The organism is Rhodovarius lipocyclicus (assembly GCF_009900765.1).
GTDB lineage: Bacteria > Pseudomonadota > Alphaproteobacteria > Acetobacterales > Acetobacteraceae > Rhodovarius > Rhodovarius lipocyclicus.
Genome location: NZ_JAAABL010000004.1, coordinates 105381 through 130355 on the forward strand (window position 1 = coordinate 105381; position 24975 = coordinate 130355).

27 protein-coding genes and 1 tRNA gene are annotated in these 24975 nt (G+C 68.9%); 13 read left to right on the forward strand and 15 right to left on the reverse strand.

All coding sequences use genetic code 11. The features are described from left to right. Positions 1-2: 2 nt before the first annotated feature. The 6 genes from trbK-alt to GT007_RS06900 are packed head-to-tail and all read left to right on the forward strand — an operon-like array spanning position 3 to position 4741. Entirely contained in the window at positions 3-284 is a 282-nt protein-coding gene (gene trbK-alt, locus GT007_RS06875) for a putative entry exclusion protein TrbK-alt (RefSeq protein WP_160120855.1), read from the forward strand. Positions 285-287: 3 nt separating this feature from the next. Beyond that, entirely contained in the window at positions 288-1628 is a 1341-nt protein-coding gene (gene trbL, locus GT007_RS06880) for a P-type conjugative transfer protein TrbL (protein ID WP_160120856.1), read from the forward strand. Next, a complete protein-coding gene (trbF, locus tag GT007_RS06885) occupies positions 1625-2314 on the forward strand; it encodes a conjugal transfer protein TrbF (RefSeq protein WP_137803565.1) in 690 nt (229 codons plus the stop codon). The genes trbL and trbF overlap by 4 nt, the downstream gene beginning before the upstream one ends. Continuing rightward, positions 2311-3291 carry a P-type conjugative transfer protein TrbG gene (trbG, locus tag GT007_RS06890; protein ID WP_160120857.1) on the forward strand — a complete coding sequence of 327 codons (981 nt, stop codon included), beginning with the start codon at positions 2311-2313 and terminating at the stop codon, positions 3289-3291. Before trbF ends, trbG begins: the two co-directional genes overlap by 4 nt. Continuing rightward, the gene (locus GT007_RS06895) at positions 3288-4487 is read left to right on the forward strand and encodes a TraB/TrbI/VirB10 family type IV secretion system protein (protein WP_160120858.1); all 1200 of its coding nucleotides are present in this window, start codon (positions 3288-3290) and stop codon (positions 4485-4487) included. The genes trbG and GT007_RS06895 overlap by 4 nt, the downstream gene beginning before the upstream one ends. Beyond that, a complete protein-coding gene (locus tag GT007_RS06900) occupies positions 4487-4741 on the forward strand; it encodes a DUF2274 domain-containing protein (protein WP_160120859.1) in 255 nt (84 codons plus the stop codon). Before GT007_RS06895 ends, GT007_RS06900 begins: the two co-directional genes overlap by 1 nt. Here the strand turns inward: GT007_RS06900 and GT007_RS06905 are convergent. Next, a complete protein-coding gene (locus GT007_RS06905) occupies positions 4659-5657 on the reverse strand; it encodes a LysR family transcriptional regulator (protein ID WP_160120860.1) in 999 nt (332 codons plus the stop codon). The genes GT007_RS06900 and GT007_RS06905 overlap by 83 nt on opposite strands. Before the next feature lie 411 nt (positions 5658-6068). Between GT007_RS06905 and GT007_RS06910 the strand changes: the two genes are divergently transcribed. Beyond that, on the forward strand, positions 6069-6344 hold the full coding sequence (locus GT007_RS06910; RefSeq protein ID WP_160120861.1) for a helix-turn-helix transcriptional regulator: 276 nt from the start codon (positions 6069-6071) through the stop codon (positions 6342-6344). On the opposite strand, the gene GT007_RS06915 is transcribed toward GT007_RS06910, so the two are convergent. The 7 genes from GT007_RS06915 to GT007_RS06945 all read right to left on the reverse strand — a co-directional run bounded on the left by GT007_RS06915 (position 6319) and on the right by GT007_RS06945 (position 15017). Continuing rightward, positions 6319-7575: a tyrosine-type recombinase/integrase gene (locus GT007_RS06915; RefSeq protein ID WP_160120862.1), complete on the reverse strand. Its 1257-nt coding sequence runs from the start codon at positions 7573-7575 to the stop codon at positions 6319-6321. The two genes, GT007_RS06910 and GT007_RS06915, sit on opposite strands and share 26 nt — an antisense overlap. A 294-nt stretch (positions 7576-7869) precedes the next feature. Continuing rightward, entirely contained in the window at positions 7870-9483 is a 1614-nt protein-coding gene (gene guaA / locus GT007_RS06920) for a glutamine-hydrolyzing GMP synthase (RefSeq protein WP_160120863.1), read from the reverse strand. Positions 9484-9663: 180 nt separating this feature from the next. Next, positions 9664-10248: a GNAT family N-acetyltransferase gene (locus tag GT007_RS06925; RefSeq protein WP_160120864.1), complete on the reverse strand. Its 585-nt coding sequence runs from the start codon at positions 10246-10248 to the stop codon at positions 9664-9666. Positions 10249-10255: 7 nt separating this feature from the next. Continuing rightward, positions 10256-11551 carry an RsmB/NOP family class I SAM-dependent RNA methyltransferase gene (locus GT007_RS06930; protein ID WP_160120865.1) on the reverse strand — a complete coding sequence of 432 codons (1296 nt, stop codon included), beginning with the start codon at positions 11549-11551 and terminating at the stop codon, positions 10256-10258. A 30-nt stretch (positions 11552-11581) separates the two neighbouring features. Then, positions 11582-13075: an IMP dehydrogenase gene (gene guaB / locus GT007_RS06935; protein WP_160120866.1), complete on the reverse strand. Its 1494-nt coding sequence runs from the start codon at positions 13073-13075 to the stop codon at positions 11582-11584. A 115-nt stretch (positions 13076-13190) separates the two neighbouring features. Then, complete coding sequence (locus GT007_RS06940) at positions 13191-13862, reverse strand: RlmE family RNA methyltransferase (protein ID WP_160120867.1); 672 nt, start codon at positions 13860-13862, stop codon at positions 13191-13193. Positions 13863-13934: 72 nt separating this feature from the next. Further along, a complete protein-coding gene (locus GT007_RS06945; protein ID WP_160120868.1) occupies positions 13935-15017 on the reverse strand; it encodes a Ppx/GppA phosphatase family protein in 1083 nt (360 codons plus the stop codon). 205 nt (positions 15018-15222) lie between these two features. On the opposite strand from GT007_RS06945, the gene GT007_RS06950 reads away from it, so the two are divergent. Continuing rightward, positions 15223-15296, forward strand: a tRNA-Gln gene (locus GT007_RS06950). Positions 15297-15394: 98 nt separating this feature from the next. Here the strand turns inward: GT007_RS06950 and GT007_RS06955 are convergent. The 3 genes from GT007_RS06955 to GT007_RS06965 all read right to left on the reverse strand — a co-directional run bounded on the left by GT007_RS06955 (position 15395) and on the right by GT007_RS06965 (position 19233). Then, complete coding sequence (locus GT007_RS06955) at positions 15395-16819, reverse strand: M20 family metallopeptidase (RefSeq protein ID WP_160120869.1); 1425 nt, start codon at positions 16817-16819, stop codon at positions 15395-15397. A 99-nt stretch (positions 16820-16918) separates the two neighbouring features. Then, complete coding sequence (locus GT007_RS06960) at positions 16919-18793, reverse strand: FUSC family protein (RefSeq protein ID WP_160120870.1); 1875 nt, start codon at positions 18791-18793, stop codon at positions 16919-16921. Continuing rightward, positions 18790-19233 (reverse strand): MarR family winged helix-turn-helix transcriptional regulator, encoded by a 444-nt coding sequence (locus GT007_RS06965; RefSeq protein WP_160120871.1) that lies wholly within the window; start codon positions 19231-19233, stop codon positions 18790-18792. The genes GT007_RS06960 and GT007_RS06965 overlap by 4 nt, the downstream gene beginning before the upstream one ends. 288 nt (positions 19234-19521) lie before the next feature. Here GT007_RS06965 and GT007_RS06970 point away from each other — a divergent pair, with 288 nt between their 5' ends. The 4 genes from GT007_RS06970 (at position 19522) to GT007_RS22155 (ending at position 20731) form a co-directional block, all read left to right on the forward strand. Further along, the gene (locus GT007_RS06970; protein WP_160120872.1) at positions 19522-19971 is read left to right on the forward strand and encodes a Rap1a/Tai family immunity protein; all 450 of its coding nucleotides are present in this window, start codon (positions 19522-19524) and stop codon (positions 19969-19971) included. Between the two features lie 16 nt (positions 19972-19987). After that, the gene (locus GT007_RS06975) at positions 19988-20296 is read left to right on the forward strand and encodes a glycine zipper domain-containing protein (RefSeq protein ID WP_236571540.1); all 309 of its coding nucleotides are present in this window, start codon (positions 19988-19990) and stop codon (positions 20294-20296) included. 90 nt (positions 20297-20386) lie between these two features. Beyond that, on the forward strand, positions 20387-20551 hold the full coding sequence (locus GT007_RS06980) for a DUF3309 family protein (RefSeq protein WP_160120874.1): 165 nt from the start codon (positions 20387-20389) through the stop codon (positions 20549-20551). Positions 20552-20584: 33 nt separating this feature from the next. Then, on the forward strand, positions 20585-20731 hold the full coding sequence (locus tag GT007_RS22155) for a hypothetical protein (RefSeq protein ID WP_201451820.1): 147 nt from the start codon (positions 20585-20587) through the stop codon (positions 20729-20731). Positions 20732-20739: 8 nt separating this feature from the next. Here the strand turns inward: GT007_RS22155 and rnhA are convergent, their stop codons facing one another. Genes rnhA through ispH form a run of 3 tightly spaced genes read right to left on the reverse strand, consistent with a single transcriptional unit; the run spans position 20740 to position 23172 of the window. Further along, the gene (gene rnhA / locus GT007_RS06985) at positions 20740-21168 is read right to left on the reverse strand and encodes a ribonuclease HI (RefSeq protein WP_160120923.1); all 429 of its coding nucleotides are present in this window, start codon (positions 21166-21168) and stop codon (positions 20740-20742) included. A gap of 4 nt (positions 21169-21172) precedes the next feature. Next, positions 21173-22153, reverse strand: coding sequence for a homoserine kinase (locus GT007_RS06990; protein ID WP_160120875.1), 981 nt, complete (start codon positions 22151-22153; stop codon positions 21173-21175). 38 nt (positions 22154-22191) lie between these two features. Next, a complete protein-coding gene (gene ispH / locus GT007_RS06995) occupies positions 22192-23172 on the reverse strand; it encodes a 4-hydroxy-3-methylbut-2-enyl diphosphate reductase (protein ID WP_160120876.1) in 981 nt (326 codons plus the stop codon). A 96-nt stretch (positions 23173-23268) separates the two neighbouring features. Here ispH and GT007_RS07000 point away from each other — a divergent pair, with 96 nt between their 5' ends. Beyond that, entirely contained in the window at positions 23269-23823 is a 555-nt protein-coding gene (locus GT007_RS07000; protein ID WP_160120877.1) for a hypothetical protein, read from the forward strand. Positions 23824-23940: 117 nt separating this feature from the next. Here GT007_RS07000 and GT007_RS07005 read toward each other — a convergent pair whose 3' ends face one another. Further along, complete coding sequence (locus tag GT007_RS07005) at positions 23941-24951, reverse strand: amino acid ABC transporter substrate-binding protein (RefSeq protein WP_160120878.1); 1011 nt, start codon at positions 24949-24951, stop codon at positions 23941-23943. Positions 24952-24975: the final 24 nt, after the last annotated feature.

Genomic DNA, 24975 nt, shown 5'->3' on the forward strand with positions numbered 1-24975 from the left:
GGATGGACGGCAAGACGCTGGCCCGCGTGGGCGCAATCATCTTCGTCTCCGTTGCGATCACGGCAACGGCGATCGAGATGACCCGGAAGGAGGAAAGGCCAGCGGTTCGGCCGACGCCCATGCTTGAGGATGCCCCGGACCCGCTTCGCGAGGGCCAGCGTCGCTGCCAGCAAATGGGGGAAGCCGCAGCCAGGGACAGCGAGTGCCTGCGCGTCTGGGCCGAAACCCGCGACCGCTTCCTTGGCACCCGCACCGCGCCGCGTCGCGCCGACGAAGGGCGGTGAGCCATGGGCGGCAGCGGCGTCATCGACAACTTCCTCGGAGTCTTCACCTCCTACATCGACAGCGGGTTCGGCCTGCTCGGCGGCGAGGTGGCGTTCATTGCGACGACGCTGATCGTCATCGACGTCACGCTGGCCGCCCTGTTCTGGAGTTGGGGCGCGGACGACGACATCATCGCGCGTCTGGTGAAGAAGACGCTGTTTGTGGGGGTCTTCGCCTACATCATCGGGAACTGGAACAACCTCGCGCGGATCGTCTTCGAAAGCTTCGCCGGCCTCGGCCTTCAGGCCTCCGGCACGGGCTTTTCCATCCAGGACCTGATGCGGCCGGGCCGCGTCGCGCAGACGGGCCTCGATGCGGCAAGGCCGCTGCTCGAATCCATCTCGAACTTGATGGGCTGGATCGCCTTCTTCGAAAACTTCATCCAGATCGCCTGCCTGCTCTTCGCCTGGGCGCTGGTGCTGCTCGCCTTCTTCATCCTCGCGATCCAGCTCTTCATCACGCTGATCGAATTCAAGCTAACCACGCTGGCCGGCTTCGTCCTGATCCCGTTCGGCCTGTTCGGGAAGACCGCCTTCATGGCCGAGCGCGTGCTGGGCAACGTCATCTCGTCGGGGATCAAGGTTCTGGTGCTCGCCGTCATCATCGGCATCGGCTCGACTCTGTTCAGTCAGTTCACGGCAGGTTTCGGCGGTCAGCCACCGACTATCGACGACGCTATGGCCGTCGTGCTGGCCGCACTCTCTCTTCTCGGCCTCGGCATCTTCGGTCCCGGTATCGCCAACGGCATCGTGTCCGGTGGCCCGCAACTCGGCGCCGGTTCCGCCATCGGCACCGGCCTTGTGGCGGGGGGCGCGGCCATGGCTGCTGGCGGCGCGGCCGGGCTCGCCCTGCGCGGTGGCGCGAGCGCCATTTCCGGCGGCGCCGCTGCCGTGCGCGGCGGAGCCAGCGCAGCGGGAGCCGCCTCCGCGGCCTACAGTCTCGGTTCCCTCGGCCAGTCGGGCGCCGCCGGCGTCGCGTCGGGCCTCGGCGGCGTCGCACGAGCTGCCGGCGGCGCGGCAGCCTCTCCACTGCGCCGGGCCGCGCAGAGCGTTCGCTCCAGCTTCGCCGACGGCGTCAAGACCGGCTTTGGCGCCACCGGCGGCTCCTCGAGCATGGGCACGGTCGCCAATGATGCCGCACCGCCAGCCACAGGCGCTGCCGCCAGCCCGCCGGCGTGGGCGCAGCGCATGCGGCGTGGGCAGACCATGAGCCACGGCGTCACGCTCGCGGCACACGCGATCCGATCGGGCGACAGCCACGGCGGCGGCTCTTCCATCAATCTCTCCGGAGGCGACCGCACATGAGCTTCTTCAAGCGACCCGCAACCCACTATGGCAAGACGCCCGAGCCCGAGACACCCTATCAGCGCGCGGCGCAGATATGGGACGATCGGATCGGATCGGCGCGTGTCCAGGCCCGAAACTGGCGTTTCATGGCCTTCGGCTGCCTGATCCTCTCCGCCGGCTTCGCCGCCGCGCTGGTCTGGCAGTCGGCGCGCGGGACCATCGTCCCGTGGGTGGTGCAAGTCGACAATCTCGGCCAGGCGCAGGCGGTCGCGCCAGCGCAGGCCGACTATCGCCCCACCGATCCGCAGGTGGCCTGGCATCTGGCGCGGTTCATCGAGCAGGTTCGCTCGATCCCGGCCGACGCCATCGTCGTGCGGCAGAATTGGCTGCGCGCCTACGAGTTCACGACCGATCGCGGTGCGGCCGCACTCAATGACTTCGCCCGGGCCAATGACCCCTTCACCCGCGTCGGCAAGCAGCAGGTGTCGATCGAGGTGTCGAGCGTGATCCGCGCTTCGCCCGACAGCTTCCGTGTCGCTTGGACCGAACGCCAGTACGAGAACGGCCAGCTCTCCACGACACAGCGCTGGACCGCCATCCTGACCATCGTGATCCAACCCCCGCGCGACGCCGAGCGGCTGCGGGCCAATCCGCTTGGGATCTACGTCAACGCCATCAACTGGTCGCGGGAGCTGGGGCAATGAGAGCTCATCTCCGCCGATCCGCGATCCGCGGCTTCCGCCTATCCGGCTCTGCGCTTTTGCTGATCTCCGGATTGGCGCTGGCCGGCTGCGCGACCAACCGACCGCCACAGATAAGCTACGACACCGAAGTGCCGCCGCTTCCCCCTGTGCCGGCTGCCGTCACGGAGGCGCCACCACGGCCGCTTCACACGCCGCCAGCCTGGACACCCGCGCGCGGTGGCGCTGCCGCCGGGACGCCGGCCGGTCGTGTGGAGAATGCCAATGCCGCCGCGCGCGTCGAGCCACGCCGCGAGGGCTATTACAACTCGATTCAGATCTATCCCTGGAGCGAGGGCGCGCTCTATCAGGTCTATGCAGCACCCGGGCAGATCACCAACATCGCTTTGGAACCAGGCGAAAGCCTGACCGGCGCCGGCCCTATTGCTGCGGGCGACACGGCACGCTGGATCATCGGCGACACCGAGAGCGGCTCGGGCATCACCCGCCGCGTTCACGTGCTGGTCAAGCCGACACGGCCGGACATCACGACGAACCTGGTCATCACCACCGACCGGCGCACCTACATGATCGAGCTGCGCTCAGGCGAACGCCCCTATATGCCGGCCGTCGCCTGGGCCTATCCGCAGCCGCCCGCCTCGCAGAGACAGGCGGTGCCCGCCACGCCAGTGATCCCGGCCGTTGCGGCACGGAACTATCGCTACGGCCTCACGGGCGACACGCCGCCGTGGCGACCGATCTCGGTCTACGACGACGGGCGCCGCGTCTATGTCGAGTTTCCGCGCGGGATCGTTCAGGGCGAGATGCCGCCGCTCTTCGTCATCGGCGCGGATGGCGAACCGCAGATCGCCAACAGCCGGATCCACCAGAACATCCTGATCGTCGACCGCCTGTTCGGCGCCGCCGAGCTCCGTCTCGGCAGTGGCGAGCGCCAGCAGACGGTCCGGATCGTTCGCACCGATGGGAGGCCCGCGTCATGAGCGAGCGCGATACGCAGGGCGAAGTCGACGCACCGCTGGTCGGCACACCAACAGGCGACGCCGCTGCACCCATGCGGCTGCGCGCCGAACCACCCCGGGTCACCCGGCTTTCACGAAAGGTGCTGGGCGGCATCAGTCTCGTCGCCGCACTCGGGGTCGGTGGCGCGCTCATCTATGCGCTTCAGACGCGCAATATCGGCCCGGCCAGTGAGGAGCTTTACTCCACGCAAAACCGGCGAACCGCAGATGGCCTTGCCGGACTGCCTCGCGACTATACCGGTCCCGTGCTCGGGCCTCCGCTGCCCGGAGATCTGGGGCGACCCATCCTCGAAGCGCAGAATCGTGGCCAGCCCGTCACGCCGCCGATGGCGGCAGCGCCCGCCGTAGATCCGGTCGAGCAGCGCAGGCGCGCGGAAGAAGAAGCTGCCCGAACGAGCCGCGTCTTCTTCCAGACGGAGGCGCGCGTCGCAGCTCCGATTGCGACAGCCGGCGGACCAGGCAGCCCGAACCTGACTGGGCTGGGTCTTCCGGGCCAGCCAGGCGCGCCCACGGCACAGGATCGCCAGCTCGCGTTCCTGAATGCGGGCGTAGACCGGCGCACGGTCTCGCCAGATCGCGTGATGGGTCCGGCATCGCCCTATGTGCTTCAGACCGGCGCCGTCATACCCGCGGCGCTGATCACTGGCATCCGGTCGGACCTGCCGGGCCAGATCACCGCGCAGGTGACGGAGCATGTCTACGACAGCCCGACCGGGCGCATCCTGCTTGTCCCGCAGGGCACGCGGCTGATCGGCGAGTACAGCAACGACGTTGGCTTCGGTCAGCGCCGGGTGTTGCTCGTCTGGAAGCGGCTCATCCTCCCGAACGGCCGTTCGATCGTCCTGGAACGTCAGCCCGGAGCCGACGCGCAAGGCTATGCGGGTCTTCAGGATGGCGTTGATTATCACTGGTGGGATCTCGCCAAGGCTGCCGGCCTGTCGACCCTGTTGTCGGTCGGCGCCGAACTGGCCGTTGACGATCAGGATCGGCTGCTCCGGGCGATCCGGAACGGTGCACAGGACACGATCAACGATGCTGGCCAGCAGATCATCCGTCGGCAGCTCAATGTCGCGCCGACCCTGACGATCCGGCCGGGATTTCCCGTCCGCGTCATCGTCACCCGCGACCTCGTGCTCGAACCGTATGGAGGGTTGTAATGAGTAAGCTGAAGCTCGGCCAGATCATCGACGACAAGCCGGTGAAGGTGACGATTGAACTCCCTGCGCCGCTGCATCGGGACCTCGTCGCCTACGCCGCAGCACTCGGCCGCGAACAAGGCCAGACCATCGGCGACCCGTTGAGGCTGATCGTGCCCATGCTCGAGCGCTTCATTGCAACCGATCGAGGGTTCGCCCGCGCGCGCCGCGAAGGCGGTCAACGCGCGGCCCGCGCCGATGCTCAGGACGGATGAGCCGCTGCCGGGTGAACCATGCCTGGTCTCTCTCCGATAGGGACTTCGCCAGCGTCAGCAGACGTTCGAGATCCCTTGGCAGAGACCCGCTCGGATGGACCGCGCCATAGCGAAGCATGGCGTCCTCGATCAGGCGGAAGGTGATGCCAGAAAGGCCAAAACGGACATGCGCGCTGCCCGCGATGGTGACGCCGCCGCCATGGGCGACGATTTGCATCAACGACTCCCGCGTCACGGACAATTGCTCGATGCGCAGCGCATCGCGCGGAGCCATGAGCTGCCGCTCAAGATAAGCCTTCGCGAAGTCGCCCGTCGGCAAGTCGGTCACCACGAAGTGATGATTGCGCAGATCACACCATCGAACCGCCTTCCGATCGGCGAGCGGGTCGCTCTCCGCCATCGCCAGGTAGACGGGCTCGTTCCACAGATGCGTCATGGCATAGCCCCGTCCGGGCGAAGCTTCGGCAACAACACCGACATCCAGCTGCCTGCGCCGCACGGCTGCGATGAGCTCAGGCGAACTTGCCTCGCTGAACTGCAGCCGCGTGCCCGGCCTGTCTTGCCGAAAGGCTCCAAAGAGCTCCGACAGAAACCCCATGGTCAATGGCCCGAAGACGCCGATCCTGAGATGTCGCCCTGCAGCCGCGATCGTCCTCGCGCTTTCGAGCGCCGAACCGATCTGATGTGCGACAGGGCTGGCTTGGCGGAGAAACTGCCTGCCGATCTCGGTCAGGTGGACACCGGCGCTGTGACGACGGAAGAGCTGGGCGCCGATCTCATCCTCGACATCCCGGATGCGCCGGCTGATTGCCGATTGCTCGACACCGAGGTCCTGCGCGGCGCGCCGGAAGCTGCCGCTTTCCGCAGCGGCGATGATGTAACGCACATGGCGTAGCTCGATCTTCGATCTCGGCACGATGGTTCCCCATGATGCAAAGGTCTTCGCAAACGTCGCCCCATCAGCCCCGAGAACTGTTTTGATCAGAATATGGCTCTTGTCCGTCTCCTCGCTACACCCGGCAACGAACTTATTGAGTGTCGCGCAGTCGACTGTTCTTACGTTGCTCGCAAACTTCTGGATCGCATCTCGCCAGCGCGATCAGTAAATGGTGCGTGATCTGAACATCGCAATTGCGGCGCGTTTCACTTGCGCCGAGTCGTGCAGATTCTGTGGGCTGACGGATATCCGACTTCACTGACTGCACTGAGTTGGACCCGCCGATTTCTACGCCAGAGCCCGAAATTGCCGCACGTCACACGGCAAGGGCTTCCGGTATCGGCACCTATCGTTCTCAATCGCCAGCGACGGCCTCGAAGGAGAATGGGCATGGGTCAGAGCGAGCCATTGGAGATCAGGAAGACCATCAGGCGGCACCAGCTGCGAGAGATGGTGCCACTGGCCGACAGCACGATCTACGAGATGGAGCAGCGCGGCGAATTTCCACGCCGCTTCGCGCTGTCACCGCGCTGCATCGTCTGGGATCTTGCCGAGGTCCAGGCCTGGTTGCTGGCGCGGCGCGCAAAGCCAATCCATCGCGCGCAGCATCCGGACGTCACCAAGCGCAAGTCCCGCCCGGTCAAAGGGCAGGATCGAGCGCGATAGGCGGCATGACCGGCGGCAGCAGCGTCGGAACATACCTCCGGCCCTCGACCCAGGCGTCGACCGTGTCAGCCCATTCCTGCATCATGTGGCGACGCTGAACTTCGTACTCGGCCTTGTTGTAGACGCCGCGCGATGAGCGCCCATCCTCGTGCGCCAGGCACTTTTCGATCCAGTCGCGGTTGAAGCCCAGCTCGTTGAGCAGCGTCGACCCCGTGCGCCGAAGATCATGGACCGTGAACGACTCCAGCGGCAGCCCCTCCTTCTTGGCCTGTTCGACAACGGCGTAGGTGACCCGGTTGAAGGTCGCCCGCGACATCGGCGCGTCCGCATCGTAGCGGGACGGCAGCAGATACCGGGAATTACCAGCGCAGGTCTTGAGCGCGATCATGATGTCGAGGGTCTGCCGGCACAGGTAGACATTGTGCGGCTTCGACCGCTTCATGCGCTCCTTCGGGATCGTCCAGACAGCGTTTTCGAAATCGACCTCATCCCAGATCGCGTCCTGCAGTTCGCTCTTCCGGACCATGGTGAGGAGATAGAGCTTCATGCCGAGGCGGATCGTCGGCAGGGTCGCGACATGCTCGAGTTGCTTGAGCATGATGCGGATCTCGGTCGGCGACAGCGCACGGTCCTTGGGCGTGAAGGTAGCAATCGAAGCAGGACCGACGTCATCGGCCGGGTTCGCGACCTTCTCGCCGTGGAGGATGGCGAAGGCGTAGATCTGCTTCAGGATATCCCGCACATGAATGGCTGTCGCCGGCGCGCCCCTTTCCACGATCTTGGCGCAGTGTGCGCGCAGGTCATCAGGCGTGATCTCGGTCAGCAACCGATTCCGCCAGACGGGCTTGAGTTCGCGCTCGAAGATGGCGCGGCGCATGGCGCGCGTGCTGTCGGCCATGGGCGCGCCTGTCAGCCACTTCTCGCCGAACTCACCGAAGCTCTTGGCCTCCTTGATCCGACGCTTGTCCCGCTGCTTCTCGATGGCTGGTGACCGCCCCTCTGCGATCATCCGTTTGGCGTCCAGGCACAGTTCACGCGCCCGGGCGAGCGAGATCCCATCTCGGGCGTACTTGCCAAGATGGACGGTCTCGCGCCTGCCGTTCAGCCGGTAGTCGAGCCTGAACGAGATGCCGCCTGTCGGCGCGACGCGCACGTACATGCCGTCACGATCGGTCACCTTGTACATTTTGGCTTTTGGCTTCAGGCACTTGAGTGCTGCATCCGTCAACATTTGGGGCCTCCACGCAAAAAAAGACCGTCAGGCGTTTTTCGGAGGCTGTCGGCGGATATGTCTGTTTATTTTCAGCAGATTAGGCCGAAAAAAGTACCGTCACGAGCCTCTGTCGCTGTGACGGTACTTTCGATTTTCCGGATGATCAACGGGGGGCGGGTCCGTCACCAGATACGACAGACGCGTTCCATGCCCACCGATAGATATCGATAGGCTATGGCTTGATTATTTCTGTTTTTCAGTGGGTTAGAGCGTATTCTGGCGTAGTTTTGGATACCCTCGGATGGGCAAAAATTATTCCCACTCAATCGTCCCCGGCGGCTTGCTCGTGATGTCATAGGTCACACGATTGATCCCGCGCACCTCATTCACGATCCGCCCCGCCACCCGGGTCAGGAACTCCATGGTGAACGGGTACACATCGGCGGTCATGCCATCCGTGCTCGTCACCGCGCGCAGGGCGCAGGCCTGGTCATAGGTCCGGCCATCGCCCATCACACCCACCGTGCGCACCGGCAGCAGCACGGCAAACGCCTGCCAGATCGCGTCATACAGCCCGGCCGCGCGGATCTCCTCCAGATAGATGCTGTCCACCTTGCGCAGCAGGTCCGCCTTCTCCCGCGTCACGTCGCCGGGGATGCGGATCGCCAGCCCCGGCCCCGGGAAGGGATGCCGGCCCACGATCTCCTCGGGGATGGACAATTCGCGGCCCAGCGCCCGCACCTCGTCCTTGAACAGGTCCCGCAGCGGCTCCACCAGGCGCATGCGCATGCCCTCGGGCAGGCCGCCGACATTGTGGTGGGACTTGATGGTGACCGAAGGCCCGCCGGTGGCGGACACGCTCTCGATCACATCCGGGTACAGCGTGCCCTGGGCCAGGAAGTCGGCGCCGCCGAGCTTGGCCTGCTCCTCCTCGAACACCTCGATGAACAGGCGGCCGATGATCTTGCGCTTCTGCTCGGGGTCCGTGACGCCGGCCAGCTGGCCCAGGAACAGGTCGGACGCATCGCGGTGGATCAGCTTGATGTTGAAGCGGTCGCGGAAGGTCGCCACCACCTGCGCGCTCTCATTCGCGCGCATCAGCCCGTGATCGACATAGATGCAGGTCAACTGGTCGCCGATCGCCTCATGGATCAGCACCGCCGCCACCGAGGAATCGACCCCGCCCGACAGGCCGCACACGACCTTGCCGCCGCCGACCTGGGCGCGGATGCGCGCGATGGCCTCGGCGCGATAGGCGCCCATGGTCCAGTCGCCGCGGCAGCCGCAGACCAGGTTGGTGAAGTTCTTCAGCAGCGCCGCGCCATGCGGGGTGTGCACCACCTCCGGATGGAACATGGTGCCGTAATAGCGGCGCTCGTCATTGGCGATCAGCGCGAAGGGCGCGCCCTCGCTCTGCGCCACCACGCGGAAGCCCGGCGGCAGCACCGTGATGCGGTCGCCGTGGGACATCCACACGGTCTCCTTCGCACCCTTGGCCCACACACCCTGGGTGATGATGCACTCGCCCGTCACCTCGACCACGGCACGGCCGAATTCGCGGGCATGCCCACCCTCCACCGTGCCGCCCAGCTGCTTGGCCAGGGTCTGCTGGCCATAGCAGATGCCCAGGATCGGCAGGCCCATCTCAAACACGCATTCCGGGGCGCGGGGGCTCTCGCCCTCCGTCACGCTGGCCGGCCCGCCGGAGAAGATGATGCCGCGCGGGGCGAAAGCGCGGATGCGCGCCTCCGGCGCGTTGTTGAAGGGCCAGACCTCGCAATAGACCCCGGCCTCCCGCAGGCGGCGCGCGATCAGCTGCGTCACCTGGCTGCCGAAATCGAGGATGAGGATCCGGTCATGGTGCTGCGCCAGGGCGGCAGCGGAACCGGGGGCGGAAGCGGGGGCGCGGGTGGCTTCGGCGTTCATGGCGCCTTCGAGCACAAGGACAGGATGGGTTCAAGACGCGATGATGGGATGGCTGGGTGGCGCTGCCGGGGGGCTCCGCCCCCTCGCCCCCCGCCGGGGGAAAGGAATTTCCCCCGGAGCCCCCAATCTTTTCTTTTTGGGAGTTGGAGGTGTCTCTAAATCATCAATTATATCAACATATTATTCCAGGGCGCTGCGCGCGGTGGCGTTCAGCAGCTTGTCCACCGGGTTCCACAGCATGGCCCGCTGCACCAGATCCTGACCGCCCACCCGGATGTGCTCCTCCGCCGCCACCCGGGCCCCGAGTCTTTCATAGAAGAAGCGGTTCGGATTCTCGGCCAGCACCCAGGCCATGGCACTGTGGCAATGCAGCGCGTTCAGATGCGCGGCCGCGGCGCGCAGCAGGCGCCGGCCCAAGCCCTGCTCACGCCAGTCATCCAGCACATACAGGGTCTCCACCTCGCCCTCCGCCAGCTCCGGGCGGCGGCAGCGGCCGGTGGTGGTGAAGGCGACCACCTGGCCGCCCGGGGGCATGCGGCTGCCCGGCGGCATGTCCCCGGCCTCGGCCACCGCCACGAAGGCGGCATGGCCATGGCCGCGCTGGGTGGCGATGCCGCGCTCATAGGACGCGGCCTCTCGCAGGGCGGAAAGCCCGACCAGATAGGCATCCGGCAGGATGCCGGCATAGGTGCTGCGCCATGCCGCGACATGCACCAGCCCCATGCCCGCCGCATCCTGCGCGGTCGCACGGCGGACGCGGATCATCGGGGGCTCAGCCCCGCCGCATCACAGCGGCGAAGAAGCCGTCCGTGCCGTGCCGCGCGGGCGACATCAGCAGATAAGGCCCCTCCCCCGGCGGCGCGGCCGGGAGGTCCGCCTGCGCCCAGGCCTCGGCCAGGGGCAGCACGGAGAAGGCGGGATGCTCGGCAAGGAAACGGTCCACCTGACGTTCGTCCTCTTCCGGGAGAAGCGAACAGGTAGCGTAGACCAACAATCCTCCCGGTTTCACCAATTCTGCGCCAATCGAGAGAATTTCATGTTGCTTGGCAACGAGTTCCCGCAAGTCCTCGGCGCCCATGCGGTGCCGGGCATCGGGGTTGCGGCGCCAGGTGCCGGTGCCGGTGCAGGGGGCATCGACCAGCACACGGTCGAACTGGCCGGCGCGGCGCTTGCCCCAGCGGTCGCCATGTTCCAGCAGATGGGTCTCGGCATTGTCCACGCCGGCGCGGGCGAAGCGGCGCGCCGCCCCGGCCAGGCGCGGGGCCGACACGTCGCAGGCGGTGATCCGGCCCTTGTTGGCCATGGTCATGGCGATGGCGAGCGTCTTGCCCCCCGCCCCCGCGCACAGATCGGCCACGCGCATGCCGGGCTTGGCGCCCGTGACGGCGGCGATCAGCTGGCTGCCTTCGTCCTGCACCTCGACCAGGCCGGACTGATAGGCCTTGGTGGACCCGATCGGCTTGCGCCCGGCCACCCGCAAACCCCAAGGGGAGAAGGGCATGGGCTCGGCCTTGATCCCCTCCCCGGCCAGGGCGGCCAGGGCCGCGGCGCGCGTGCCGCGCAGCAGGTTCACCCGCAGGTCGAGCGGCGCGGTGCCGGCCAGCGCCTCCGCCTCACGCGGCAGGGTCTCGGCGAAGCGTTCCTCCAGCCCCGGTAGCGCCCATTCCGGCAGGTTCAGCCGCGCGGTCATCGGCATGGCCGGGTGTAGCAGATCCTGGCCGCGCAGCGCCTCGGCCACCGCGGTCTCGGCGGCGGTCAGGGCCGCGGGGGCATAGCGTTCCCCGGTGAAGACCGCGCTGGGGGATCGGCGTTCGACCAGCACCAGATGCGCCAGGATCAGCAGGCGCGGCGAAGGCTCGGCCCCCGCCCGGCGCACCCACCAGACGAGCCGCGCGTGTTCGCGCACGGCGCCCCAGGCCAGGTCGGACACGGCGCGCCGGTCGCCGCCGCCGATGAAGCGGCGGGCGCGGAAGAAATCATGGGCGATGGCGTCGGCCGGGCGGCGGGGCTCGGCCGCCAGCGCGGCCAGCAGGTCGATCGCGCCGGCGATGCGGGCGGCGGGCGTCATGCGCCGCCGCCCCGCTTGTGGGTGCTCATGTCAGTCGGCGCGATAGTTCGGCGCCTCACGCGTGATGGCGACATCATGCACATGGCTCTCCCGCAGGCCGGCGCCGGTGATGCGGCGGAAGCGGGCGTTGCGCTGCATGTCCTCGATGGTGGCGTTGCCGGTGTAGCCCATGGCCGCCTTCAGGCCGCCCACCATCTGGTGGATGACATTGCCCACCGGGCCCTTGTAGCCGACGCGGCCTTCCACGCCCTCGGGCACCAGCTTCAGGCTGTCCTGCACCTCGGCCTGGAAATACCGGTCCGCCGAGCCGCGGGCCATGGCGCCCAGGCTGCCCATGCCGCGATAGGATTTGTAGGAGCGGCCCTGATACAGGAACACCTCGCCCGGCGCCTCGTCGGTGCCGGCGAAGACGCTGCCCATCATCACGCAATCCGCGCCGCCCGCGATCGCCTTGGCGATATCGCCGGAGGTGCGCACGCCGCCATCGGCGATGGCGGGCACGCCCTTCTCGCGCGCGGCGGCCGAGGATTCCATCACCGCCGTCAGCTGCGGCACGCCCACGCCCGCGACGATGCGGGTGGTGCAGATGGAGCCGGGGCCGATGCCGATCTTCACGGCATCCGCGCCCGCCTCGATCAGCGCCAGCACGCCCTCGGGCGTCGCCACATTGCCCGCGATGACCTGCACGGAGTTGGACATGCGCTTGATGCGCTCGACAGCGGCCAGCACGCCGCCCGAATGGCCATGGGCGGTATCGACCACCACCACGTCCACATCGGCGGCCACCAGCGCCTCGGCGCGCTTGATGCCGTCCTCACCCACGCCGGTGGCGGCGGCCACGCGCAGGCGGCCCATCGCATCCTTCACCGCGGTCGGGTTGGAGCTGGCCTTGTCCATGTCCTTGACAGTGATCAGGCCCACGCAGCGGCCCTGCTCATCCACCACCAGCAGCTTTTCCAGCCGGCGGTCATGCAGCAGGCGGCGGGCGCTCTCGGCGGAGGCGCCGACCTGGGTGGTCACCAGCCCCTCGCGCGTCATGAGCTGGTAGACCTTCGCGTTCGGGTCCGTCTCGAAGCGGGTGTCGCGGTTGGTGACGATGCCGACCAGGCGGTTCGTCTCGCGCTCCACCACCGGAAAGCCGGAGATGCCGGTGCGGGCCTTCAGGGCCTGCAGTTCGGCCAGGGTCTGGTCGGGGTGGATCATGACGGGGTTCACCACCATGCCGCTCTCGAACCGCTTCACGCGGCGGACCTGCTCGGCCTGTTCCTCGAACGTCATGTTCTTGTGGATCACGCCGATGCCGCCGGTCTGGGCCATCGCGATCGCCATCGGCGCCTCGGTCACCGTGTCCATCGCGGCGGAGACCAGGGGGATGTTCAGCGCGATCTCGCGCGTCAGCTTCGTGCGCGTATCAGCCTGGCTGGGCAGCACGGTGGAGTAGGAGGGCACCAGCAGCACGTCGTCGAAGGCATAGGCCTCCTCGATCGCGAAGCGGTAGGGATTCATCGGAGTGTCGAGCGCCATGGGGGACCTTTCGGGGGTTCCGCAACCTTGGCGACCCCTGTTAGGCCGCTGGCCCCGGCGCCGCAAGCGCGGAAGTGTTGCAGTGCGCGCGGGGCTGCCCCGAAGTGGATTTTTCCTACCCCTTGAAGCCGGTCGCCACCACGTACAGCTCGCTGCTGTCCTTGCGGCTGGCCTCGGGCTTGGCGTGGCGCACCTGGGCGAAGCGGTTCTTCATGGTCACCTGCATCTCGGTCTGCGCACCGCCCTGGAACAGCTTGGTGGCGAAGGCCCCGCCCGGGGCCAGCACCCGCAGGGCGAAATCCAGCGCCAGTTCCCCCAGCGCCACGATGCGCAGATGGTCCGTCGCGGCATGGCCCGTGGTGTTGGGCGCCATGTCGGACATCACGAGATCCGCCTGGCCGTCCAGCGCCTCCAGCACGCGGCGCTCGTCCGCTTCCTCCTGGAAGTCGCCCTGCAGGATGGTGGCGCCGGGCACCGGGTCCATCTCCAGCAGATCCAGGCCCACGACCTTGCCGCGTTCGCCCACCCGGGCCACGGCCACCTGCGTCCAGCCGCCGGGGGCGGCCCCCAGATCGACCACGCGCATGCCGGGCTTCAGCAGGTGGAACTTCTCGTCCAGCTGGATCAGCTTGAAGGCCGCGCGGCTGCGCCAGCCGGCTTCCTTGGCCATGCGCACATAGGGGTCGTTCAGCTGCCGGGTCAGCCAGCGCTGGCTGGCGGTGCTGCGCCCTTCGGCGGTGCGCAGGCGCTGGTACAGGCCACGGGTGTTGGAGGGGGCTTTAGTCATGGATGGGGGGTTAGCGCAGATCGCCCCCCGGCGGAAACGCCTGAAGCGGCGAATCGGCCCGGAAAAGCGCGGTTAGCACCAGGGGCGGCGGGCGTGGCGGGCGTGGCGGGCGCCACGATCACCCTGGATCAGGCGCATCAGCATGCCTTCGCGCAGGCCACGGTCGGCCACCGTCAGCTTCCGCACCGGCCACAGCTGGCGGATGGCGGCATAGACGGCGCAGCCGGGCAGTACGAATTCCGCGCGCTCCGGCCCCACGCAGGGGTGGGCGGCCAAGCCCTGGCGGCCCATGCGGAACAGGGTTTCCAGCGCCTCGTCGGCCTCCTCGGCCTCCAGGCACACGCCATCCACCCATTGGCGGCGATAGCGCGGCAGGGCCATCACGGTGCCGGCCAGGGTGGTGACGGTGCCCGACGTGCCGATCAGCCGCACGCCGCCCTGGCGAATCTCCTGACCGATGCAATGCACGGCGTCGAAGGCCGCGAGCTTTTCCACCACCTCATCGCGCACCGCCTCGAACCCCGCGCGGGTGAAGCAACTGTCGCCCTGGCGTTCGGCCAGCGTGACCACGCCCACGGGGATGGAGATGGTGCCCGCCAGTTCCGGCACGCCGCGGGCATCCTGCGGCAGGCGCACCCAGGCGATCTCGGTGGAGCCGCCGCCGATGTCGAACAGGATGGCGCGGCGGTCGCCCTCCCGCAGCAGGGGGGAGCAGCTGGCCAGGGCGAGCTGCGCTTCCTCCCGCGCGCAGATCACGCGGGGGGAGATACCGGTTTCGCGGGTGACGCGGGCGAGGAATTCGGCGCCGTTCTCGGCCCGGCGGCAGGCCTCGGTCGCCACGGCCGCGAATCCGCGCAGGGGCCGGCGGGTGAGCTTGTCGGCGCAGGCGGTCAGCGCCGCCACGGCGCGGTCCATGGCGGGTTCGGAAAGGCGGCCGGTGCTGGTCAGACCCTCACCCAGGCGGACGATGCGGCTGAAGCTGTCCACCACGCGGAAGCCCTGGGGGCTGGGGGTGCCGACCAGCAGGCGGCAGTTGTTGGTGCCGAGGTCGAGCGCCGCGTAAAAGGCCGATTCGGATGCAGCCGGGCGCGGGGATGCCTGGGGGCTGAGCGGGAGGGTTGGCGTGCCTTCATGCCTGATCGCGATGTCGGGCATGATGGGGCTGCACCTCCGGCCTTTGGTCCGCGGCAAGGAATTTGCCAACTGTTTGTCATGATGCGGTGCGGGGTGGCGCAGGGGCAAGCGGATTCTGAAACCTGCCGAACGCGTGATGATTTTGTAACCGGGGCGGGTTGGACAAGCCGAATGAGGGTGCTATATGCCCCGCCGACGCCGATGGGCACCGCCCGGACAGCGCGATTGGGGAATAGTTTAACGGTAGAACTCCCGACTCTGACTCGGGCAGTCTTGGTTCGAATCCAGGTTCCCCAGCCAATCCTTCCAGCATCGCTGAAACGACCAAGCCCGTAGCAGGCGCACCCTTCCGCGCGCCCTGCCTCCACGAAAAAGGGGGCCTCCGCCCCCTCCCCCGCTCAGCCCTTCGCCATGTCCAGCGGCGGCACGTTCTCCGCCGGGATGGGGCAGTCATAGGGCGTGCCCGCCAGCCGCTTCGCCAGATCGGCCTTGGCCGCCTCGATCAGCGCCGGGTTCTCGATCGCGGCCACGGCGGTCGCGGCCATCACCTTGGCCACATGCACCATGCCCGCATGGGCGTGGCCGCTCTTGCCCTGGGCGGTCATCTGCCAGGAATGCAGCGGCGTGCCCACGGCGCAGGTCGCGCCATGCGCCTGCACCAGCGGCACCACCCAGGACACATCGCCCACATCGGTGGACCCGATCATGAACTGGCGCGGGGCGTCGCGCGGCGGCACCTGGTCGCACAAATCCATGTCGGGGTCATAGGTGCGGCCGGCGGCGCGGAAGGCGGCCTGGATATCCTCGACCGACAGCGTGGCGCGGATGGCGCGGGCGTATTCGCGGTCCGCGTCGGTGTATTCCGGCGGGCCCAGCAGCTCGAACTGCTGCTGCATCGCTTCTTCCAGCGGGGTGTTCGCCATCAGGTTCGACACGCCGGAGATGATCTCGACCTTCACCGTCGTCTCGGTCATCAGGGCAGCGCCCTGGGCGATCTTCTTCACCCGCTCCAGTAGCGCCCGCATGCCGGGGGTGTCCGGGTGACGGATGGAGTAGCGCACCTTGGCGCGCGGCTGCACCACATTGGGCGCCACGCCGCCGGCATCCAGATAGGCGTAGTGGATGCGCGCCGCGCTATCCATGTGCTCGCGCATGTAGTTCACGCCGACATTCATCAACTCCACGGCGTCGAGCGCGGAGCGGCCCAGATGCGGCGCGGCGGCGGCATGGCTGGCGCGGCCGGTGAAGGTGAAGTCCACGCGGGAATTGGCCAGCGAGGCCGCGGGGGCCACCTCGGTGAAGCTCTGCGAATGCCAGGTGATGGCGATGTCGGCGTCCTTGAACAGGCCCTCGCGCACCATGAAGGTCTTGGCGGCGCCGCCTTCCTCGGCCGGGCAGCCGTAGTAGCGGACGCGGCCCTTGATGCCGCGGGCGGCCAGCCAGTCCTTCACGGCGGTGGCGGCCAGCATGGCGCCGGCGCCGAGCAGGTTGTGGCCGCAGCCATGGCCATAGCCGTTGTGATGCGCGACGGCACGGGGCTCGGCGATGCCCGCCTCCTGCGACAGGCTCGGCAGCGCGTCGTACTCGCCGAGGATGGCAATGACCGGGCCGTCCTCGCCGGCCTCGGCCATGATGGCGGTGGGGATGCCGGCCACGCCCTGCTCCACCCGGAAGCCCTGGCGGTTCAGTTCCTCCACATGTTCGGCGGCCGAGCGGAACTCGGCGTAGAGCGGCTCCGGCATATCCCAGACGCGATCGGCCAGCGCGATCAGTTCAGGGGCCTTGGCGTCAACATGGCGCCAGATCTCGGGGGTGTTCTGCATGGTGAGGCTTCCCGGCGGGGCGGGCCGAAGGGCCCGTCCGCTCTCTGATGACAACCTCGTGGCGATACTCCAGCGGAGGGCGCTTGGCGACCTCTCCCCTCAGGCGGCGCGGGCGAAAAACGCCCGCTGCGCGGCCACGGCGCGGGCCGCGCGGTCCAGCACGGCGGCCTCCGCGCGGCCCGCACGCTCCAGCCGCGCGGCGGCCAGGGCCAGGGCGGGGCCGGCCGCGCCGGGGTCCTGGCGCATCCGCCGCAGCGCGGTCGCCACGGCGCGGGCGCAGCCAGGGGGCAGCTCCTGCCGCGCCAGGGCCTGCAGCCGCAGCGCGGCACTGCCCAGCGCCAGCACCGCCAGCCCGCCATCGCTGGCCGAGATCTCCCGCTCGGCGGTCTTTTCCGTCCAGCCCACCAGCCGCAACAGGCGGTGGTACAGCCGCGCGCGCCACAGCTCGGCGCTGGGCGTGGCGCCCGGGGCGGCCATGTCGCGCAATTCCCGCACCATCATCGCGATCAGCACATCCATCCGCCGCCGGGCGTCGGTCGGGTAGACGAAGCGGTAGAAGCCCAGCGCCACCAGCGGCCCCGCCACCACCGCGACACCCATCGCCAGGGAGGACAGGACACTCCCCTCCAGCGGGTAGTGCGGCTGGGAGAGCAGCAGCATGACCATATTGTAGTCGAAGCTCATCGGCATGGTCCGCCGGTGGGCCACCAGCGGCGCGCCCAGCAGGATGAAGGGCATCATCATCAGAATCAGTTGCTGCGCATCCCCGGCCCAGGGCCAGGCGAGCCAGCGGCAGGCCAGCGCCCCCGCCACCCCGATCACCTGCCCCCGCGCCACGAAACGCATCATCAGCGCCGGATTGTCCATGGTGGAGAACAGCGAGGTCATCACAGCGATGCCCAGCAGCATGAAGGGCGCGCCGGGCCAGCCCGTCAGCACCCACAGCGCGCCCACGGCCAGCATGGCGCCCACGGCGCGGATCAGCGCCTGGCGCGCACCCACCCAATCCTGGTGCAGCACCAGCGGGTGCGAGGGCCGCGCCGCGCCGGAGCCCGGCCCGCCCTCCAGCGGCCGGGCCAGGGCGGGTTCCAACCGGTCCAGCATCTCCCGCAGCGGGGCATCGGCGGCCTGGTGCGCGCGGCGCAGGGCCTCCAGCGGAGAGGCCGTGGCCTCCAGCGCCATGGCGGCCTCCTCCAGCGCCGCGGCGGCCACCGGCTGCGCGGCTTGCGGGTATTTCAGCCACAGGATCGCCGCGACCTCCGCCGTCAGCAGCCGCCGCACCGCGCGCACCGCCTGGCGGGACCGCAGAGAGCCCGCGCCATGCGGGTCCAGCATCTCCTCGATCGCCGCCATCTCCCGCAGCAGGGCGTGGGGGTGTTCGCCCGCCGGCGCGCCGCGCAGGTGGTCGGCCATGGCGCGCAGCAGCCGCGCGGTCAGGCGGCGGCCGCGGCCCAGCACCGTGTCCTCGGCCAGGGCCGGGGTGAACAGCCAGCCGACGACCAGCGCCGTCAGCACGCCGACCAGCACGGTGGCCAGCCGGTCCGCGCCCAGCAGCAGCACATGGTCTGGGTGGGCGGTGTCCAGCAGCGCCACCATGGCCGCCGAATACCCGGCCAGGATGCTGCCATAGGCGACGAAGCCCCGCAGCACATTGCCCCAGAAGGCGCACAGCCCGATCCAGGCCGCGAGCCCCAGCACCAGCCCCAGCGGCTGCCCGCCGCTGGCCCACATCAGCCCCACCCCCGCCAGCGTGCCGGCCACGGTGCCGATGCAGCGGAACAGGCTCTTTTCCAGCAACTGCCCGCGCGTGGGCTGGGAGGTGGCCCAGACGGTCATCGCCGACCATTGCGGGTGCTCCAGCCCCAGCGCCCAGGCCAGGTACAGCGCCAGGCACGCCCCCAGCGCGGTGCGCAGCGCGAAGGCCAGGCGCGGCGGATCGAAGCCCAGCCGGGCCGCGAGGGACACGGCGCTCATGCCCCACCCCGCAGCCGGGCCAGCCCGGCCTCGATGCGGGCGAAGGCATCCAGCATCCCCTCCAGCTCCCGGTCGGACAGGTCGGCCAGCATCTCGGTCTCGGCGGCGATCAGGAATTCGCGCAGCGCGGCCACCCGCTCCCGGCCGGCGGGGGTCAGGAACAGCTGGCGCGCGCGGCGGTCATGCTCGCCCGGGCGGCGCTCCACCAACCCCTGCCCGGCCAATATGTCGATCAGCCGCACCAGGGACGACGCATCGAGCCCCAGCCGCGCGGCCAGATCCTTCTGCGTGATGCCGTCCCCGGCCTGTTGCAGATGGATCAGCGTGGTCCAGGTGGCGTCGGACAGGCCGGCGCGCAGCAGCTGTTCATCCAGGGTGCGGCGCCATTGGCGGGCCAGCACGACGAAGCGGAAGCCGAATTGGAAGCGTGGGGGCAGCATGGTCGGTGGGATACAATTGATTTGTATTCAAATCAATTACTGAAACCGCTTTGCCCGGATCGCGGCGCCGGAAGTAGCATCGCTCCCTCGCCATGGAGCGGCCCGATGCGTGTTCCCGTCCTGCTCGCCCTGCCGGCCCTGGCCGGCGCCGGTGGGAACTGAAACGTTCCGGCACGAAAAATAACGGGCGGCGCCTGCAACCCGCATCTCCTTCAACTGTTTACCTCCCGATCGCTCGCGCGCCAGGACAAGCCGGACGCGTTCGCATGCGATCACAGGGAGGGCACGATGACACGCCCCTTAGCTTCGTTGGCGTTCGCGGCGGCCATCCTCGGCGCCGCCCCGGCCATACCCGCCGCCATGGCCCAGACGCCCGGCGCGCCCCAGGCCGCCGTCACCCATGTCCAGACCGCGAATGAACTCGCCGCGGTCTGCGATCCCGCCGGGAACGGCGTGCCGCGGCTGGAGTCCATCGCCTATTGCCAAGGCTTCCTGACCAGCTTCGGCCAGTATCACGCGCTGCTCTATCCCCAGGGCGGCCCCACCCGGCCGCTGTTCTGCGTGCCTGTCCCGGGCCCCAGCATCGCCCAGGCCGGCATCGCCTTCGCCGCCTGGACCCGGGCCAACCCCCAGCACGGCAACGAGCCGGCGCTGGATGGCCTGCTGCGCTGGGCCCAGGCGAGCTTCCCCTGCCCGGCGGCCCCGATGCGGCCCTCGACCACCCGCAGCAGACTCTGAGATCCAGGAGATGACCATGCGCTCAACACCTCGCGTCTTCGCGCTCCTGGCCACCCTGGGCGCCGGCCTCGGCCTGGCGGGCTGCGAGAACATGTCGCCCACCCAGCAGAACATGGGGATCGGCGCCCTGGGCGGCGGCGCCCTGGGCGGGATCGTCGGCTCCTTCAGCGGCAATGCCGGTCTCGGCGCCCTGCTCGGCGCTGGCGTCGGCGGTGCCGGCGGCTACCTCTACAGCCAGTCCGAACAGTCCCGGCAGCCCTACGGGCGCAATGGGGGGTATCGCGGCAATTCCCGGCGCCAGGACATGCAGCAGCCCCGCTACTGACGGCGGCCGGGCCGCCCGGCCCGGCAGCCCCCATTTTCACCGGCCCGCATCCGCAACACCGGAGCGGGCCAAGGATCAGGAATTCCCCTCATGTCCCTCGGCCTCATTCTCCTCATCATCCTCGTCGTGGCGCTGCTTGGCGGCTTCAGCGGCGTGGGCGGCGGCTATGGCTACGGCTACGGCCACGGCAGCGTCGGCATCCTCGGCGTGCTGCTGGTCGTCGTCATCGTCCTCCTGGTGCTCGGACGCATCTGAAGCAGCACCATCCCAACCCGAAGGCAGGCAGGAATGTCGAAGCAGAATATTCTGATGATTGCGATCGCGGCGCTGGGCATCGGCGCCGGCGTGCTCGGCTACTGGCTGTACCAGGAGCAGCACCAGCCGGGCGTGGACATCCGCATCGGCGGCAACGGCGTGACGATCAGGGAGAGGTAGGGTCGCCCCTACCCCCGCTCCCGCGCCGCGGTCGCCATCTGGTCCACCCGGTCGTTCATCACATCCCCCGAATGGCCCTTCACCCAGCGCCATTCGATGTGATGCGGCTTGGCCGCGGCCAGCAACCGCTGCCACAGCTCCATGTTCGCCACCGGGTCGCGGGCCGCGTTGCGCCAGTTGTTGCGCACCCAGCCCTTGATCCAGCGCTCCATGCCGTTGCGCACGTATTCGCTGTCCGTGTGCAGCACCACGCGGCAGGGGCGCTTCAGCGCCTCCAGCGCGGAGGCCGCCGCGGTCAGCTCCATGCGGTTGTTGGTCGTGGCGGGGTCGTGGCCCGACAATTCCTTCTCATGCCCGCCGAAGCGCAGCACGGCCGCCCAGCCGCCCGGGCCCGGATTGGGCTTGCAGCCGCCATCGGTCCAGATCTCGACGAACATCTCCTCAGCCACCGAGCGCCTCCGCGCTTTCGGCCGCCAGGAAGAAGCGCAGCTTGCGCAGGTATTCCAGCGGGTCCTTGCGGGTCACCATCGCGCCCGGGGGGGTGTTCACCCAATCGAACAGCCGCGTCAGCAGGAAGCGCAGCGCCGCCCCCCGGCACAGCACCGGCAACGCTGCGCGCTCGGCCGCCGACAGGGGCCGGTGGGCCGCATAGGCCCGGATCATCGCCGCCGCCCGCGTCACGTTGAAGGCATAATCCGGCTCGAAGCACCAGGCGTTCAGGCAGACGGCCAGGTCATAGGCCAGCAGGTCGGTGCAGGCGAAATAGAAGTCGATGAGGCCGGAGATGCGCGGGGTGCCCTCGGCATCCTCCAGGAAGAAGACATTGTCCGGGAACAGGTCGGCGTGAATATGCCCCTGCGGCAGGAGGCCGGGCGCGGGCCAGGCGGCCAGGATGCCGGCCAGCGCCGCGTCCAGCTCCGCGATCAGGCCCGGCTGCACGGCATCGCCATCGGCGCGGCAGCGGTCCAGCAGCGGCGCCCAGCCCGAGGGCCCCAGCGCATTCGCGCGCGTGGCCGCATAGCCCCGCCCCGCCAGATGCAGCCCCGCCAGCGCGGCGCCCAGCGGTGCCGCGTGTTCCGTGCGCACCCGGCGCGGCCAGACGCCGGGCAGGAAGGTGCAGATGGCGGCCGGCCGGCCGGCCAGCTCGCGCAGCGCCTCTCCGTCGAGGCCCGCCACCGGCTGGGGGCAATCCACCCCATGGGCGGCCAGATGGCGCATCAGCCCCAGGAACCAGGGCAACTCCGCCGGGTCCACCCGCTTCTCGTACAGGGTCAGGATGAAATCGCCACCCGTGGTGCGCAGCTGGTAGTTGGAATTCTCCACCCCCTCCGCGATGCCGCGGAAGGCCACCAGCTCCCCGATCGGGTATGCGGCCAGGAAGGCGCAGAGCGCCTCATCCGTTACTTCGGTATAGACGGCCATGGGGGGCTAACCGGCCCCCCCGGGCATGTGGGCGTCGCTCATGCCTCGGCGGCCGACAGCGCGGTGGGCAGCTTGAAGGTGATGCGCTCCTCGGCGACCACCACTTCCTCGGTGGCCAGGGCGTAGCGCTCCCGCAGCTTGCTCAGCACTTCCTCGACCAGCACCTCCGGCGCGCTGGCGCCGGCGGTGATGCCCACGGTGTGCACGCCATCCAGCACGGCCAGGTCCAGGTCGCGGCCGCGCTGCACCATGATGGATTTCGGGCAGCCGGCGCGATTCGCCACCTCCACCAGCCGGACGGAGTTGGAGGAATTCGGCGCCCCCACCACGATCATCAGCTCCGCGCGGGGCGCGATCGCCTTCACCGCCGCCTGGCGGTTGGTGGTGGCGTAGCAGATGTCCTCCTTCGCGGGGGCGGACATGGCGGGGAAACGCTCGCTCAGCACCGCGATGATGCCGGCGGTGTCGTCCACCGACAGGGTGGTCTGGGTGATGAAGGCCAGCGGCACATCGGCCGGCGGCTGCACGCGCTGGGCGTCCTCCTCGTCCTCGACCAGGGTCACGCAGCCCTCGGGCAGCTGGCCCATGGTGCCGATCACTTCCGGGTGGCCGGCATGGCCGATCAGCAGGATGTGGCGGCCGCGCGCGTGGTGGTGCTCGGCCTCGCGATGGACCTTGCTGACCAGCGGGCAGGTAGCGTCCAGATAGAACATCTCCCGGCGCTCGGCCTCGCCGGGGATGGCCTTGGGCACGCCATGGGCGCTGAACACCACGGGCTGGCCGTTATCGGGGATCTCGTGCAGTTCCTCGACGAAGATGGCGCCCTGGCGCTCCAGGCTTTCGACCACGAAGCGGTTGTGGACGATCTCATGCCGGACATAGACCGGCGCGCCGTAGCGCTTCAGCGCTTCCTCGACGATCTTGATGGCCCGGTCCACACCGGCGCAAAAGCCGCGCGGGCCGGCCAACAGCACGTTCAGGCTGGGCTTGTTCGCCGCTTGGGTGTCACTCTGGATCATGCGCGTCACTTCCGGTGGCCAGTGGTTCGGGGCATATGGGGCTTTCTACAGGTCTGGCCCAGGGGTGGCCAGCCGCAGCAGCCGAAAGGGATGTGCATGCGCAAGATGTTGGGTGCCGCGAAGATGCTGGGGCTGATGGGGCTGGGGATGATGGGCCTGGCCGCCTGCAGCCCCGGCAACACGGATGACCTGCTGCTGGCCTGCCCTCGCCCCGGCCTGCTGCCGGACGCGGTGGACCTGACGCGCTACCGCCAGGGCCAGGCCCCGGAACTGACCAGCCTGGAAATCGACGCCCGCCTGCTGGGCGTGCAGAACGGCCGCTGCCAGCGCAGCCGCGACAATCGCGGCATCGCCATGCAGTTCAGCCTGCTGCTGTCGGCCGAACGCGGGCCCGCCGGCACGCCGCGCAGCCAGAACCTGCCGCTGGTGATCGCCGTGACCAACAGCCAGGGACAGATCCTCAGCCGGCAACAGGTGGAACAGACCGTCAGCTTCCCGGCCAACACGACCACCACGCGCGTGACCTCCGAGCCGGTGGAGATCATCCTGCCGGTGTCGGAAGCGCACCGCGCGCGGGATTACCGGGTGGTGGTGGGCTTCCTGCTGACGGAACAGGAGTTGGCGGCGAACCGGCGGCGCGGGCCGCGGTAAGGGCCGATTGGGGAGGCGCCGCCTCCCCTCAAGCCACCCAAAAGTCATGGGGGGTTCCCGAGGGGAAAGTCATTCCCCCCCGGGCAGAGGTCCGGGGGCAGAGCCCCCGGCCCGTCCTCACCGGAACGGGATCGCGTACATCAGCCCGCCCTGGTTCCACAGCCCGTTCGCCCCGCGCGGCAGGCGCAGCACGCTGGCCTGGCCCACATTGCGTTCGAACACCTCGCCATAGTTACCCACGGCGCGGATCACGTTCAGCATCCAGCGGTTGTCCAGGCCGATGCGCTGGCCGAACTCGCCGGAGGTGCCCAGCAGGCGCTGCGCCACCGGGTTCTGCCCGCGGGACTGCTCCTCGGCATTGGCCTGGGTCACGCCGTTTTCCTCGGCTTCCACCAGCCCGTAATGCACCCAGGCGACGATGTTGGTCCACTGCTCGTCACCGTTGCGGGTGAACGGGCCCAGCGGCTCCTTCGAGATCGTCTCGCCCAGCACGAGGTACTGCGCGGCGTTGGGCGCCTGGGCGATGGCACCGGCCAGCGCCGAGGCATCCTGCGTCATCGCGTCGCAGCGGCCGGCGAAGAAGGCCTGGTACATGCTGTCGATGCGCTCGAACACCACCGGGTTCAGGCGGATGCGGTTGGCCCGGGCGTAGTCGCCCAGCGTCACCTCATGGGTCGTGCCCTGGGCGACGCAGACGGTCGCGCCGTCCAGCTCCCGCACGCGGCTGACATTGGCGTCGCGGCGCACCACGAAGCCCTGGCCGTCATAGAAATTCACCGGGCCCTGGGTCAGGCCGATGCTGGTGCCGCGCAGGAAGGTCTGGGTGGAGTTGCGGAACAGCACGTCGATCTCGCCCGATTGCAGGGCGGTGAAGCGGTTCTGCGCGGTCAGGCCCACGAAGCGCACCTTCGTGGCATCGCCCAGCACGGCGGCGGCGACGGCGCGGCAGTAATCGGCGTCGAGGCCGCGATAGGTGCCCTGGGTGTCGGGGGCGGAAAAGCCCGCGAAGCCGGCGCTGACGCCGCAGATCAGCTGGCCGCGCTGGCGCACGACATCGAGCGTGGCGGCCTCCGCCTGGCTGAACAGGCTGGCGGCGAAGAGTGCCGTGGCGGCGAGGATGGTCCTCATCGGGTTACTCCCTGGTTATGAAAA